We start from the raw sequence: 13828 nt of genomic DNA on the forward strand, positions 1-13828 counted from the left end.
CAGCCTCAGATGTCGAAGAAGACGGTTTCGCGGTCGCCTTGCAAGACGATGTCGAAGCGCCAAACCGCGCCGGCCTTGCAGGCGATCAGAGTCTCACGGCGCTCGGCGGGAACCAGGGCCAGGATCGGGTCGGCGGCGTTGGCGGCCTCGTCCTCGAAATAGAGCCGCGTCGCCAGCCGCTTGATCACGCCGCGCCCGAAGACGCTGACGGCGATGTGCGGCGCCTGGCGGGCGTCGACGCGGCCGGGGCGAATGGTGAGGAAGCGATAGACGCCGTCCTCGCCGGTCGAGGCGCGGCCCCAGCCGATGAAGCCGATGTCGCAGGATCCATCGACATAGCGACCGGCCGCGTCAGCCTGCCAGATCTCGATCATGGCGTCGGGCACGACCTTGCCGTCGGCGTCCAGCACCACGCCCTCGATGACGATCGGCTCGCCCTCGACCTCGCCCTTGGCGCTCGGAGAGGCCAGCACATAGTGCTCGACCGGGAACAGCTCCGGCCGCGCGCCGATGTCGCTGTCGCCGATCAGGTCGGCGCAGCCCTTCCAGGGCAGGCCGTAGTGGAAGAAGGGGCCCACGGTCTGGGAGGGGGTCTGGCCGAACAGGGCCGGATCCTGGTTGTCGCGGCGCGGGGCGGGATTGACCTGGTCAATCATGGTGGTCGTCCTCGAACGGCGTCCCGTCCCGGCCGCGCAGCACCACGTCGAACAGGTAGCCCAGGGCCCAGTTGGGCTGAGTGGTCTCGATGTCGAAGCGCGAGACCAGGCGCTGGCGATAGGGCAGGGGCACGGCGTTGGCGATCGGGTCGATCTCGATCAGCGGATCGTCGGGGAAGTACATCTGGGTAACCAGCCGCGTGGCGAAGGCCGGTCCCAGCAGCGACAGGTGGATGTGCGCCGGCCGCCAGGCGTTGTGGTGGTTGCCCCACGGATAGGCCCCCGGCCGGACGCTGACGAACTGGTAGCGGCCCTCGTCGTCGGTGATCACGCGGCCCGCGCCGGTGAAGTTGGGGTCCAGCGGGGCGTCCCACTGGTCCTTCTTGTGGATGTAGCGCCCGGCGGCGTTGGCCTGCCAGATCTCCACCACGGTGTTGGGGACGGGGCGGCCGTCCTCGTCCAGGACGCGACCCGAGACGATGATCCTCTGGCCCTGGGGCATGGCCTTGTGCTGGGTCGTCAGGTCCGCCAGCGCCCCGCCCATCAGGCGCGACCAGGCGTTGGCGGGGCCGGTCGTCTCCGTCAGGGTGTGCGGGATCCTGACCAGGGGCTGGCGCGGTGAACGCGGGACGGTCGAGGCGTAGGGCGCATGCAGCGACGGCGGCTGGCTGGCGTCCTCGCGTTTGAAGCTCTGACTCATCAAGGTTTCCTAGACGCGCTCGAAGGCCAGGGCCGCGCCCTGGCCGACACCGATGCAGAGCGTGGCCAGGCCGCGCTTGCCGCCGGTGGCCTCCAGCTGGCGTAGGGCGGTCAGGACCAGCCGCGCGCCCGAAGCCCCCAGGGGATGGCCGAGCGCGATGGCGCCGCCGTTCGGGTTCACATGGGCGCCGTCGTCAGGCAGGCCCAGCTGGCGCAGGACCGCCAAGCCCTGGGCGGCGAACGCCTCGTTCAGCTCGATGGTGTCGAAGTCGCCGATCGAGAGGCCGGTCTTGGCCAACAGCTTGCGAACGGCGGGGACCGGGCCGACCCCCATGACGCGCGGCGGCACGCCGGCGGCGGCGTAGCCGGTGATGCGGGCGCGTGGGGTCAGGCCGTGACGCTTGACGGCGCCCTCGGAGGCGATGACCAGGGCCACCGCACCGTCGTTGACGCCGGAGGCGTTGCCGGCGGTGATCGTGCCGCCCTCGCGGACGACGGGCTTCAGCTTGGCCAGCGCTTCGATCGTGGTCTCGCGCGGGTGCTCGTCGCGGTCGACGATGGTGGGGCCGGTCTTGCCGGGGATCTCGACCGGGGCGATCTCGCCGGCCAGGAAGCCGCTGGCTTGGGCGGCGGCGGCGCGCTGCTGGCTACGCAGGGCGAAGGCGTCCTGATCCTCGCGGCTGACGCCATGGTCCGCCACGACGTTTTCGGCGGTCTCGGGCATGGAATCCACGCCATAGGCCTTGCGCATGGCGGGATTGACGAAGCGCCAGCCGATCGTGGTGTCGAAGATCTCGGCGTTTCGCGAGAAGGCGCTGTCGGCCTTGCCCATCACGAACGGCGCGCGGCTCATGCTCTCGACGCCGCCGGCGATCAGCAGGTCGTTGTGGCCCGAGGCGATGGCGCGGGCGGCGTAGCCGATCGCCTCCAGGCCCGAGGCGCACAGCCGGTTGACCGTGACGCCCGGGACCTCGACGGGGAAGCCTGCGAGCAGCAGGGCCATGCGGGCGACGTTGCGGTTGTCCTCGCCGGCCTGGTTGGCGCAGCCCAGCACCACTTCGTCGATAGCGGCGAGGTCGAGGTTGGGGTTGCGTGCGGCCAGGGCCCTCAGCGGGATGGCCGCCAGGTCGTCGGCCCGCACCTTGGCGAGCGCCCCGCCATAGCGGCCGATGGGTGTGCGGATACCGTCGCAGAGATAGGCCGTGGTCATTGGAAGGCTCCCGGATCGAAGGCGGCGCGGGTCTTCGCCCGCACCTCATCCAAACGAACGTTTGGCGCCAGTTCAATGAGTTTCAGGCTTTTCTCCCCCGTGGGTCCCCGTCGCTCCAGGTCGAAGACGCACAGGTCGGTGATCACCATGTCGACACAGCCGGCGCCGGTCAGGGGCAGGGCGCAGCGCTCAAGGATCTTGCTCTCACCGGCCTTGTTGGCGTGGTCCATGACCACGATCACCCGCTTGACGCCGGCCACCAGGTCCATGGCCCCGCCCATGCCCTTCACCATCTTGCCGGGGATGGTCCAGTTGGCGATGTCGCCGTTCTGGGCCACTTCCATGGCGCCCAGGACCGTAAGATCGATATGGCCGCCGCGGATCATGGCGAAGCTCTGGGCGCTGTCGAAGAAGCTCGAGGTCGGCAGCTTGGTGATGGTCTGCTTGCCGGCGTTGATCAGGTCCGGATCGGCCTCGCCCTCGTACGGGAACGGGCCCATGCCCAGCATGCCGTTCTCGGACTGGAGCGTGACGTGCACGCCCTCGGGAATGTGGTTGGCCACCAGGGTCGGAATTCCGATGCCCAGGTTCACGTAGAAGCCGTCCTGCAGCTCGCGCGCGGCGCGGGCCGCCATCTCGTCGCGGGTCCAGGCCATCAGACGGTCTCCGTTTCGCGAGGACGGGTGGTCAGCTTCTCGATCCGCTTTTCGTTGATCGTGCTCAGGATGATGCGATCGACATAGATGCCCGGCGTGTGGATGCTGTTGGCGTCCAACTCGCCGGCCTCGACGATCTCCTCGACCTCAACGATGGTGAGCTTGCCAGCCGTGGCCATCACCGGGTTGAAGTTGCGGGCGGTCATCCGGAACATCAGATTGCCTTCCGGATCGGCCTTCCAGGCCTTGATGATGGCGAGGTCGGCCCGCAGCCAGGTCTCGCGCACATAGGTCTCGCCCTCGAAGTCCTCGACCGGCTTGCCCTCGGCCACCACCGTGCCCACGCCGGTCTTGGTGTAGAAGGCCGGGATGCCGGCGCCGCCGGCGCGGATGCGCTCGGCCAAGGTGCCCTGCGGGTTCAGCTCCAGCGCCAACTGGCCCGACAGATAGAGCTGCTCGAACAGTTTGTTCTCGCCGACATAGCTGGAAATCATCTTCCTGATCTGGCCGTTGTTCAGCAGCATCCACAGGCCGAAGCCGTCGGCTCCGCAGTTGTTGCTGATCACGGTCAGGTTCTTGACGCCCGTGTCCTTCAAGGCGGGTATCAGGGTCTCCGGATTGCCCGACAGGCCAAAGCCGCCCGACATCAGGGTCATGCCGTCGAAGACCACGCCCTCCAGGGCGGCCGCGGCGCTCTCGTAGATCTTGTTCTTCATGGAACGCTCCAGAGCCTTCTAGACCAGGGGAAGGCCGACATAGTTCTCGGCCAGCGTCACCTGGGCGGCGCGCGAGCCCTTGATATAGGCGAGTTCGGCGATCTGCATCTTGCGGTCGAAACCGTCGCGGTCGGGGAAGCGGTGGGTCAGGCCGGTGAACCACCAGGAAAACCGCTCCGCCTTCCAGACCCGGGCCAGGGCGCGGGCCGAATAGCCGTCGATCCCGGCCTTGGAGCGCTCGTGGTAGTGCTCGACCAGGGCCTCGGACAGCATGATCACGTCGGAGACCGCCAGGTTCATGCCCTTGGCGCCGGTGGGCGGCACGATGTGGGCGGCGTCGCCGGCCAGGAACAGGTGGCCGTACCGCATGGGCTCGGAGACGAAGCTGCGCAGGGGGGCGATAGACTTCTCGAATGAGGGGGCGCGAACGATGCGCGCGGCGGCCTCGGGGCCGAGGCGGATCGAAACCTCGTCCCAGAAGCGGTCGTCTGGCCAGTCCTCCAGGCGATCGTCGAGCGAGCACTGCACGTAGTAGCGGCTGCGGGTCGGCGAGCGCATCGAAGCCAGGGCGAAGCCGCGCTCGTGATTGGAATAGATCAGTTCGTGATCGCAGGGGGGCGCTTCGGTCAGGATGCCCAGCCAGCCGAACGGGTAGACCCGCTCGAAGGTCTTCAGCACCTGGGCCGGGATCGCCGCCCGGCTCACCCCGTGATAGCCATCGCAACCGGCGATGAAATCGCAGTCCAGCCGATGTTCAGCGCCGTCCTTGCGCCAGGTGACGTGAGGCCGGTCGCCGTCGATGTGGTGCAGCTGGACCTCGTCGGCGTCGAATACGATCCGCAGGTCGCGCTGCTCGGCGGCGTCGAACAGGTCCTTCATCACCTCCTGCTGGCCGTAGACCATCACGGTCGATCCGCCGGTCAGTTCGGCCATGTCGATGCGAAACATCTCGCCGTCGCTGGCGAGATTGGTTCCGGCATGGACGAGACCCTCGCGCCGCATCCGGTCGCCGACGCCCAGACGGTCCATCAGGTCGACGGTGACCCGCTCCAGCACGCCAGCGCGCACGCGGCCCTCGACATAAGGGCGGTCCTTGCGCTCGAGGATCACCGCGTCAATCCCGGCCTGTGTCAGCAAGTGGCCGAGGAACAGCCCGGCCGGGCCCGCGCCGATGATGGCGACCTGGGTTCGCACGATGGAGCTCTCCGCCCTGACGCCGCTTCCCGCGACTTGCGGACAAGGTTGACCTCGACGCTGCGCCATGGGGATGGACAGAGCATCACAAAAGTTGGACTTTTCGATCGGGCGCGCGAGCGAACCAACGCCGCTGTGGAGTATCGAACTTGGCTCAAGGTCCCACCGTTCCGAGCTTTTTTCTCTTCGGCGAACCCCTTCGGACGGTGGAGGGCAAGTTCATCCATCTCGAAGAGTTGGACGATCGCACCAGGCCTAACGACTGGAACATCCGCGCCCACGCGCACGCGGACCTCAACCATGTCTTCCACATCGCGGCCGGAGGCGGCGTCATGGACGTGGATGGCGACACCATCGCCTTCGCCGCGCCCTGCCTGGTGCTGGTCCCTTCGGGCCGAGCGCACGGCTTTGCCTACGAGGTCGAGACGGCTGGATCGGTGCTGACGATCGCCGACAGTTATCTACGCGACCTGACCGCCCGCGAGCCGGCGTTCGCAAACCTGTTCCGGGCGCCGCGTCAGTTGCCGCTCGATGCGGCATCCGGGATTGCGTCCTCGCTGGGCGAGTTGTCGCGAGAACTGGTCTGGACCGCTCCTGCCGGCGGCGCGGCCGTCGAGGGACATCTGCTGACCATCCTGGTCGAGGTCCTGCGGAGGCTGGTTCGGGACGAGGCCGCCGCACCCGCCCTGCAGGGCGGGCATGTCACGCTGGTCGCCCGGTTCCGCGAACTGGTCGAGGCGCACTATCGCGAGGGCTTGCCCATTGAAACCTATGCTGGGCGACTTGGCGTGGCGGTGGCGCGCCTTCGCGCCGCCTGCCTGCGGGCGGCAGGCGCCTCGCCACTGCGGCTGGTGCAGGATCGGCTGTTGCTGGAGGCCAAGCGCGCGCTGCTGTACTCGAACATGACGGTCGCGGAGGTCGCCTATCACCTGGGCTTCGAGGACCCCGCCTATTTCTCGCGCTTCTTCGCCAAGGCCGAAGGGGTTTCGCCCAAGCGCTATCGGGCCGAACGGGCGGCTCACGCCTCTTCGATCGGCTAACGACGGCTCGCGCCCAAGCCACGACTTGCGTACATTGTTTGCTTGGCGTACAAAATGGCGAGCGTACAAATAAACGGCGCCGTAAGGTGCTGTCGCGCCAAGGGAAGGAACGACCATGAACTCGACCCAGGCCGTCTTCGAACGCCTCGACCCCGTCACTGGCGCGGTCGCCACGACCTCCATCGCCATGACCGCCGATCAAGCGCGCGCGGCCGTCGACGCCGCTCATGCCGCCTTGCCGACTTGGAGCGCATTGGGCCCTAACGCCCGCCGCGCCTTGCTGTCCAAGGCGGCTGGGGCCCTGGAGGCGCGGGCCGACGATTTCGTCGCCGCGATGATGGGCGAGATCGGCGCCACCGAGGGCTGGGCGCGGTTCAACCTGATGCTGGCCGCCTCGATGGTCCGCGAGGCCGCGGCGCTGACCACCCAGATCAACGGCGAGGTGATTCCGTCCGACAAGCCGGGCTGCCTGGCCATGGCCGTGCGCGAACCGGTCGGCGTCATCCTGGGCATCGCGCCATGGAACGCGCCGATCATCCTGGGCGTCCGCGCGGTGGCGACGCCCCTGGCGTGCGGCAACACCGTCGTGCTGAAGGCTTCCGAAAGCTGCCCCCGCACCCATGGCCTGATCGCCGAGGCCTTCACGGCCGCCGGCCTGCCCGAGGGCGCGCTGTCGATCGTCACCAACGCGCCCCAGGATGCGGCCGAGGTGGTCGGCGCCCTGATCGATCACCCAGCGGTGCGGCGGATCAATTTCACCGGCTCGACCGCAGTGGGCAAGATCATCGCCAAGCGTGCGGCCGAGCACCTTAAGCCCGTGCTGCTGGAACTGGGCGGCAAGGCCCCGCTGGTCGTGCTGGAAGACGCCGACCTGGACGAGGCCGTCAAGGCCGCCGCCTTCGGCGCCTTCATGAACCAGGGCCAGATCTGCATGTCGACGGAGCGGATCATCGTCGTCGACGCCATCGCCGACGCCTTCGTCGAGAAGTTCGCCGCCAAGGCTTCCAGCCTCGCGGTCGGCGACCCGCGCGAAGGCAAGACGCCGCTCGGCGCGGTGGTCGACCTGAAGACCGTCACGCACGTCCAGGGCTTGGTGGCCGACGCTGTGAGCGCCGGCGCGGTCCAGGTCAGCGGTGGTCCGGCTCAGGGCGTGCTGATGCCCGCCACGGTCGTCGACAAGGTCACGCCCGCCATGCGGCTGTTCCGCGAGGAGAGCTTCGGTCCCGTGGTCGGCGTGATCCGCGCCCGCGACGAGGAGCACGCCATCGCCTTGGCCAACGACACCGAATACGGCCTGTCCGCTTCGGTCTTCACGCGCGACGTCGCCCGCGGCCTGAAGGTGGCGCGGCGGATCCAGTCGGGCATCTGCCACGTCAACGGTCCGACCGTCCACGACGAGGCGCAGATGCCGTTCGGCGGCGTCAAGGCCTCGGGCTACGGCCGCTTCGGCGGAAAGGCCGGCATCGACGCCTTTACCGAGCTGCGCTGGATCACGGTCGAGACCCAACCCGGCCATTTCCCGATCTGACGATATCATTCGACGCCTCGCGTCACCCGCTTCGAACTCCAAGGAACGCCCATGACCGACGCCAACGACACTGCAACCTTCCGGGTCGAGAACCGCATCGCCTGGGTGAAGTTCAACCGCCCCGACAAGCGCAACTGCATGAGCCCCACCCTGAACCGCCGCATGATGGAGGTGCTGGACGAGCTGGAGTTCCGCGACGACGTCGGCGTGCTGGTCCTGACGGGCGAGGGATCGGCCTGGTCCGCGGGCATGGACCTGAAGGAATATTTCCGCGAGACCGAAGCCAAGGGCCTTGGCGCCACCCGCCAAGCCCAGCGCGAGTCCTACGGCTGGTGGCGGCGTCTGCGCTGGTACCAGAAGCCGACCATCGCCATGGTCAATGGCTGGTGCTTCGGCGGCGGCTATGGCCCGCTCTACTCCTGCGACCTGGCGATCGCGGCCGACGAGGCCCAGTTCGCCCTGTCGGAAATCAACTGGGGCATTCTGCCGGGCGGCGGCGCCACCAAGGTGGTGGTCGACCTGATGCCGCTTCGCGACGCCATGTACCACGCCATGACCGGCGAGCTGATCGACGGCCAGAAGGCCGCCGCCTGGCGCCTGGTCAATGAAAGCGTGCCGCTGGAGCGCCTGGAGGCGCGGGTGCGCGAGCTGGCCGAGGTGCTGCTGAAGAAGAACCCCGTGGCCCTGAAGGCGACCAAGGACGCCGTCCGCCGGGTCAAGGAAATGACCTACGACAACGCCGAGGACTACCTGGTCCGGGCCCAGGAGGCCGCCAATTCCTACGACAACGACGGTCGCAAGGAGGGCATCAAGCAGTTCATCGACGACAAGACCTACAAGCCCGGCCTGGGCGCCTACGATCTCGCCAAGCAGAGCTGAGACGGGGGCAGGGAGGAAACGACGACGGGAGGGACGACTAGAATGACTCCGATGGACCATGTCGCCCTCCAGGCGCGTCTCCAGCCCGACCGGCTGGCGGCCGTCGACCTGGCCGGCGGGCGTCGCTGGACCTATGCCGAGCTCGACGCCGACATCGGTCGCGCGGCGGGCGTGCTGCGGCGACGCGGGGTGGGCCAGGGCGACCGCCTGGCGGTGCTGGCCAGGAACCGGGTCCTGCTGGCGATCCTGCACCTGGCCTGCGCCCGGCTGGGGGCCATGTTCGTGCCGCTGAACTGGCGGCTGAGCGCTGGCGAGATCGCCGCCCTGGTCGAGGACGCCGAGCCGGCCCTGATCGTCGGCGACGCCCAACTCGGCGCCATGGGCCTCGAGGGGCTCGACCTCGACATCCTGGGGGCCGAGATCCTGGCGGCCGAGCCAGAGTCGGCCACGCTCGCCGATCGCGAGCGCCCGTCGCTGATCCTCTACACCTCGGGCACCTCGGGTCGGCCCAAGGGGGTGCTGTTGTCGGAGCGCAACCTGGACCAGACGGCGATCAATTTCGGCCGCCTGGGCAAGGTCACCCACCAGAGCGTCTTCCTGGTCGACGCGCCGATGTTCCACATCATCGGCCTGGTGACATCGATCCGTCCCGCCCTGATGCACGGTGGGACCATCCTGGTGTCCGACGGTTTCGAGCCTGGTCGCACGTTGGGCCGCCTGGGCGATCCCGCGTTGGGCGTGACCCACTATTTCTGCGTGCCGCAGATGGCCGCGATGCTGCACCGTCATCCGGACTTCGACGCCTCGGCGCTTGGGCGGCTGACGGCGGTCTTTACCGGCGGCGCGCCCCATCCGGCCGCCGACATCCGCGCCTGGCTGGCCGATGGCGTCCCGGTCGTCGACGGTTACGGCATGAGCGAGGCCGGGACCGTGTTCGGCATGCCGGCCGACCTGACGCTGATCGACGCACGAGCCGGCTCGGCGGGCCTGGCCATGTCCTCCGTGGCCACCCGGATCGTCGACGAGCATGACAACGAGTGCCTCCCAGGCATCGCCGGTGAGCTGCTGTTGAAGGGCGACAATGTCTTCCAGGCCTACTGGCGGCGACCGGACGAGACCGCGCGGGCGTTCACCCCCGATGGCTGGTTCCGCACCGGCGACATCGCCCGTGCTGACGCCGAGGGCTATCACTGGCTGGTCGACCGCAAGAAGGACATGTTCATCTCGGGCGGGGAGAACATCTATCCGGCCGAAATCGAGGCGGCCCTTGCGGACCATCCGGCCATCGCCGAGTGCGCCGTCGTCGGCGTGCCTGATCCGCGCTGGGGCGAAATCGGCCATTTGGTCGTGACCTGCCGCGACGGCGCCATCCTCGATCTGACCTTGATCCTGAACCATCTCGAAAATCGGCTGGCCCGCTATAAGCTGCCCAAGGCTCTGACCCTGGTCGCGGCGCTGCCGCGCACGGCTTCGGGCAAGATCCAGAAAACGGTCCTGCGCGAGCGGCTGCTCGGCCAGGATCCAAGAACCTGAACGCCGGCGGTCTCTGGGGGGAGCGACCGGCGAGCCTGAGGGAGGATGAGATGGCGTTGAGTCTCGACGGACAGGGCGGCGCGACCCGGACCGGGATCGGGCTAGAGGCGTGGAACGCGCTGGTCGCATCGACCTTCGACAATCTCGTGGTCGACGCCGACCGGGAGGGGTTCGAGGGCCGCATGGACGTGCGCGACCTGGGCGGCATGGACTTGTCCCGCGTCGCCTCCAGCGCCGCGGTGGTGCGGCGAGGCCGAGCGTCGTGGGCCCAGCGGCCCTATTTCAAGCTGCACGTCCAGGACCTCGGCCGCAGCCTGAACCTGCAGGATGGCCGGGAGGCGGTGCTGGACGAGGGCGACCTGATGCTGTGCGATCCGGCGCGGCCCTACACGATCCGGTTCGACGATCCCAACCGCATGCTGGTGCTACGGATCCCCTCCGAGCGATTGGCCGACCGGATGGGCGATCCCGAGGCCCTGTGCGGCCGTCGTCTGGCTGGCGACGGCCTGGCCGGCGCTCTGCTGACCTCGTTCATCCGGACGCTGTGGACCAACGCCGGCCAGGGCGCCGCGCCCGTCGGCGAGGCGGTGCAGGACGCGGCCCTGTCTCTGCTGAGCGCTGTCGCTCGCGAAAATGAAGGGGGGACGAGGGCTGTCCGCGACCTCGACGCCGGCCAGGGCGCGGGCGCGCGGATCAAGCGCTTCATCGACGAGAACCTTTGCGACCCGGACCTCAGCGTGGGGCGCGTCGCCGGCGCGCTGGGCGTTTCCCCGCGCTACGTCCAGATGGTGTTCGCCGGCATGGCCACCACGCCGCTGGCCTATATCCGGCGCAAACGGCTGGAACGGGCGGCGCGAACCCTGCGGGAGGATGGTACGGCCTGCAACATCACCGACCTGTCGTTCGGCCTGGGCTTCAACGACCTTTCGCATTTCAGCCGGGCTTTCAAGGCCTTCTACGGAGTCGGACCGCGCGAGTTCCGGGCCAGCTGAGTCTTTTTCGACGCCCACGTTCGCGAAAACGACATCGGGCTTCGCATCCGTGAAAGTCGCCTTCGCGCCTGGCCAAGTTTGATGGCGCCGCCCGTGCTCCTCTGTCGACAACGACATAAAAGGGAGGTTCGGGCCATGGGGCGTAAGCTCTGGTTACATCAGGTGTTCGGGGCGGCGTCCCTGTTTGCCCTGGCGGCGGCCGGCGCCGCGCACGGCCAGGCCGTCGTGGAGGAAGTTGTCGTCACCGCCCAGAAGCGGGCCGAGAACGTCCAGGACGTGCCGATCGCCATTTCCGCCTTCACCGAAAATGCGCTGCAGGAACGAGCCGTGGGCAACGTCGCCCAGCTGTCTAACCTGGCGCCCAACGTCACCCTCGACGGCGGCACGCCGTTCTCGGGTTCGCCCTCGGTGCTGTCGGCCTATGTGCGCGGCATCGGCTCGGACGACTTCGCGTTCAACATCGATCCGGGCGTCGGCATCTATGTCGACGGCGTCTATCTGGCCCGCACCGTCGGCGCCAACCAAGACCTGCTGGACGTCGAGCGCATCGAGATCTTGAAGGGTCCGCAAGGTACTCTATTCGGCCGCAACACCATTGGCGGCGCGATCTCGATCGTGACGCGCGAGCCGGGCGACACCTTCAAGTTCAAGGGCGACGTCACCGTCGGCAGCTTCAACCTGATGCAGGCCCGCGGCAGCGCCGACCTGCCGCTGGCCGAGGGGCTGTCCTCGTCGATCACGTTCGGGATCAAGAGCCGTGAGGGTCATGTCGAGCGCATCCCCTTCCCGGACGCGCGGGCCCGCAACACGACCTCCTATACGGCCTTCCCGTCGTCCGACTTCAACACGGCGTCGCGCGAGGGCGGTGAGAACAGCTGGAACCTGCGCGGCAAGCTGAAGTGGAGGGGCGAGTCCACCAAGGTCGTGCTGGCGGCCGACTACACGCACGAGGATGGCGACGGCCTGGCCAACACCCTGATCGGCACGACGGTGACGGTTCCGGGCAATTTCGCCGGTACGACCAACCTGCCGGGCACGGCCTTCGATCCGACGGGGACTACGGGCTTCCTGTTCGGCGGGCTCTACAACTTCTGCATCGGCGCGACCGGCGCCCAGATCGCGGCCCGCAACGCCCAGGCCCTGTGCGGCGTGCGCGGCACGCAGTACAGCCCCAACCTCCATGTCGCCTCGCTGGCCAGCGTCAATGTCGACGCCGACCCGAACAACGACCGGCTGCCCTATGACAGCCGCTTCGTCAGCAAGGACATCGACAAGAGCTACGCCACCGGCAACAGCTTCTCGAACCTGGTCAACTGGGGCACGGGCCTGACGGTCGAGCACAGCCTCACCGACGACGTGACTCTGAAGTCGATCACCGCCTACCGCAAACTGCTGTGGAAGAGCGGCACCGACGCCGACGGCTCGCCGCTGAACATCGGCCAGCTCAGCTTCGACATGAAGCAGTGGCAGTTCAGCCAGGAGCTGCAGTTGCTGGGCTCGGCTTTCGACAAGAAGCTCAATTACGTGCTGGGCGCCTATTACTTCAAGGAAAAGGGCTCGCTGCACGACTACGTCACCTTCGACGAAGGCTTGCTGCAGGTCGACGGTCCCAACCAGCTTGAGACCAAGAACTACGCCGCGTTCGGCCAGATCGACTGGCGTCCGATCGACCTGATCGGCGTCACGATCGGCGGTCGCTACACCAAGGAAAAGAAGCTGTTCGAGGGCGGGCAGCAGGACCTGAACGGCTTCAACTACAAGCTCTTCGGCTGTTCGGACGCCAACGGCAACATCACGCCGAACGGGCCTTTCCCGCTGGCGCCGGTCTCATGCCAGACGGGCCTGAGCTATCCGGATCCCAGCAATCCGGTGCGGGTCTACGCGCCCGGCGTCAACGAGCAGACGTTCAGCAACTTCTCGCCCAAGGTCGGGGTGCAACTGCACCCGGGCGACGACCTTATGGCCTATGTCAGCTGGTCCAAGGGCTACAAGACCGGCGGCTGGACCACTCGCCTGACCAATCCCCAGCTGCTGGCCCAGCCATTTGGCGAAGAGACCGCCACCACCTTGGAAGCTGGCTTCAAGTCGAAACTGCTGGACCGCCGCCTGCAGCTGAACGGCTCGGTGTTCCAGACGCAGTACGACGGCATCCAGCTGAACTTCCAGCAGGGCACCTCGCCGACCATCCGCAACGCCGGCGACGCCAAGATCAAGGGCGCCGAGATCGAGGCGGTCGCGGTGCCCATGGACGGGCTCACCATCAATGCGTCTGTCGGATATCTGCACGCCCGCTACACCGACGTGCTGGCCGGCGTGCTGGCGGTCAGCGGTCCCAACCCCTTCCAGGCGGGCACCTTCGTTGGCGCCCCGCTGCCCAAGACGCCGAAGTGGAAGATCAACGTCAGCCCACGCTACGAGTTCAAGCTGGCCAACGGCGGGTCGATCACGGCGATCGGCGACTGGACCTACACCTCCAGCATCTGGAACAACGCCCAGCGCACCTATCTGCTGAAGCGTCCGGCCGTGCAGGTGGTGAACGCCAGCCTCGCCTATGCCGATCCCGGCGGCGCCTGGACCCTCGCGGTGGGCGGCACGAACCTGACCGACAAGCGCTACCTGACGACCGGCAACGAGAACATCGCCGCCGGCGCCATCTTCGGCACCTACAGCCGGCCGCGCGAAGCCTATGTCCGTCTTGGCGTGACGTTCTGACGAAGGCGGGGCG

Annotated in this window: 12 protein-coding genes; 6 read left to right on the forward strand and 6 right to left on the reverse strand. The window is 67.8% G+C overall.

Going from position 1 to position 13828, the window contains the following annotated elements; genetic code table 11:
• Positions 1–5: 5 nt before the first annotated feature.
• Genes pcaG through pobA form a run of 6 tightly spaced genes read right to left on the reverse strand, consistent with a single transcriptional unit; the run spans position 6 to position 5131 of the window.
• On the reverse strand, positions 6–656 hold the full coding sequence (gene pcaG, locus G3M57_RS10670) for a protocatechuate 3,4-dioxygenase subunit alpha (RefSeq protein ID WP_163230419.1): 651 nt from the start codon (positions 654–656) through the stop codon (positions 6–8).
• Entirely contained in the window at positions 649–1356 is a 708-nt protein-coding gene (gene pcaH, locus G3M57_RS10675) for a protocatechuate 3,4-dioxygenase subunit beta (RefSeq protein ID WP_056760144.1), read from the reverse strand. Before pcaH ends, pcaG begins: the two co-directional genes overlap by 8 nt.
• 9 nt (positions 1357–1365) lie before the next feature.
• Positions 1366–2565, reverse strand: a complete 1200-nt coding sequence (gene pcaF / locus G3M57_RS10680; RefSeq protein WP_163230420.1) for a 3-oxoadipyl-CoA thiolase — start codon at positions 2563–2565, stop codon at positions 1366–1368.
• Positions 2562–3221 carry a CoA transferase subunit B gene (locus tag G3M57_RS10685; RefSeq protein WP_056760147.1) on the reverse strand — a complete coding sequence of 220 codons (660 nt, stop codon included), beginning with the start codon at positions 3219–3221 and terminating at the stop codon, positions 2562–2564. Before G3M57_RS10685 ends, pcaF begins: the two co-directional genes overlap by 4 nt.
• Positions 3221–3949, reverse strand: a complete 729-nt coding sequence (locus tag G3M57_RS10690; RefSeq protein WP_163233694.1) for a CoA transferase subunit A — start codon at positions 3947–3949, stop codon at positions 3221–3223. Before G3M57_RS10690 ends, G3M57_RS10685 begins: the two co-directional genes overlap by 1 nt.
• A 6-nt stretch (positions 3950–3955) precedes the next feature.
• Positions 3956–5131, reverse strand: coding sequence for a 4-hydroxybenzoate 3-monooxygenase (gene pobA, locus G3M57_RS10695; RefSeq protein WP_188916189.1), 1176 nt, complete (start codon positions 5129–5131; stop codon positions 3956–3958).
• A 149-nt stretch (positions 5132–5280) separates the two neighbouring features.
• Between pobA and G3M57_RS10700 the strand changes: the two genes are divergently transcribed.
• From G3M57_RS10700 to G3M57_RS10725, 6 genes are all read left to right on the forward strand, one after another.
• Positions 5281–6171, forward strand: a complete 891-nt coding sequence (locus G3M57_RS10700; RefSeq protein WP_056760153.1) for a helix-turn-helix domain-containing protein — start codon at positions 5281–5283, stop codon at positions 6169–6171.
• A 115-nt stretch (positions 6172–6286) separates the two neighbouring features.
• On the forward strand, positions 6287–7699 hold the full coding sequence (locus G3M57_RS10705; RefSeq protein ID WP_163230424.1) for an aldehyde dehydrogenase: 1413 nt from the start codon (positions 6287–6289) through the stop codon (positions 7697–7699).
• 51 nt (positions 7700–7750) lie between these two features.
• Positions 7751–8578, forward strand: coding sequence for a p-hydroxycinnamoyl CoA hydratase/lyase (locus G3M57_RS10710; RefSeq protein ID WP_056760157.1), 828 nt, complete (start codon positions 7751–7753; stop codon positions 8576–8578).
• 42 nt (positions 8579–8620) lie between these two features.
• Positions 8621–10111 carry an AMP-binding protein gene (locus G3M57_RS10715; protein ID WP_163230426.1) on the forward strand — a complete coding sequence of 497 codons (1491 nt, stop codon included), beginning with the start codon at positions 8621–8623 and terminating at the stop codon, positions 10109–10111.
• Between the two features lie 50 nt (positions 10112–10161).
• A complete protein-coding gene (locus tag G3M57_RS10720) occupies positions 10162–11103 on the forward strand; it encodes an AraC-like ligand-binding domain-containing protein (protein WP_163230428.1) in 942 nt (313 codons plus the stop codon).
• A gap of 135 nt (positions 11104–11238) precedes the next feature.
• Positions 11239–13815, forward strand: a complete 2577-nt coding sequence (locus G3M57_RS10725; RefSeq protein ID WP_163230430.1) for a TonB-dependent receptor — start codon at positions 11239–11241, stop codon at positions 13813–13815.
• Positions 13816–13828: the final 13 nt, after the last annotated feature.

The organism is Caulobacter rhizosphaerae (assembly GCF_010977555.1).
GTDB classification, from domain to species: Bacteria; Pseudomonadota; Alphaproteobacteria; order Caulobacterales; family Caulobacteraceae; genus Caulobacter; species Caulobacter rhizosphaerae.

What these genes read in the sequence shown, in the direction of transcription:
- pcaF (WP_163230420.1), bottom strand. Translation starts at nt 2,565, where the DNA reads ATGACCACGGCCTATCTCTGCGACGGTATCCGCACACCCATCGGCCGC.
- G3M57_RS10705 (WP_163230424.1), top strand. Translation starts at nt 6,287, where the DNA reads ATGAACTCGACCCAGGCCGTCTTCGAACGCCTCGACCCCGTCACTGGC.
- G3M57_RS10720 (WP_163230428.1), top strand. Translation starts at nt 10,162, where the DNA reads ATGGCGTTGAGTCTCGACGGACAGGGCGGCGCGACCCGGACCGGGATC.
- G3M57_RS10685 (WP_056760147.1), bottom strand. Translation starts at nt 3,221, where the DNA reads ATGGCCTGGACCCGCGACGAGATGGCGGCCCGCGCCGCGCGCGAGCTG.
- pcaH (WP_056760144.1), bottom strand. Translation starts at nt 1,356, where the DNA reads ATGAGTCAGAGCTTCAAACGCGAGGACGCCAGCCAGCCGCCGTCGCTG.
- G3M57_RS10715 (WP_163230426.1), top strand. Translation starts at nt 8,621, where the DNA reads ATGACTCCGATGGACCATGTCGCCCTCCAGGCGCGTCTCCAGCCCGAC.
- pcaG (WP_163230419.1), bottom strand. Translation starts at nt 656, where the DNA reads ATGATTGACCAGGTCAATCCCGCCCCGCGCCGCGACAACCAGGATCCG.
- G3M57_RS10725 (WP_163230430.1), top strand. Translation starts at nt 11,239, where the DNA reads ATGGGGCGTAAGCTCTGGTTACATCAGGTGTTCGGGGCGGCGTCCCTG.
- G3M57_RS10710 (WP_056760157.1), top strand. Translation starts at nt 7,751, where the DNA reads ATGACCGACGCCAACGACACTGCAACCTTCCGGGTCGAGAACCGCATC.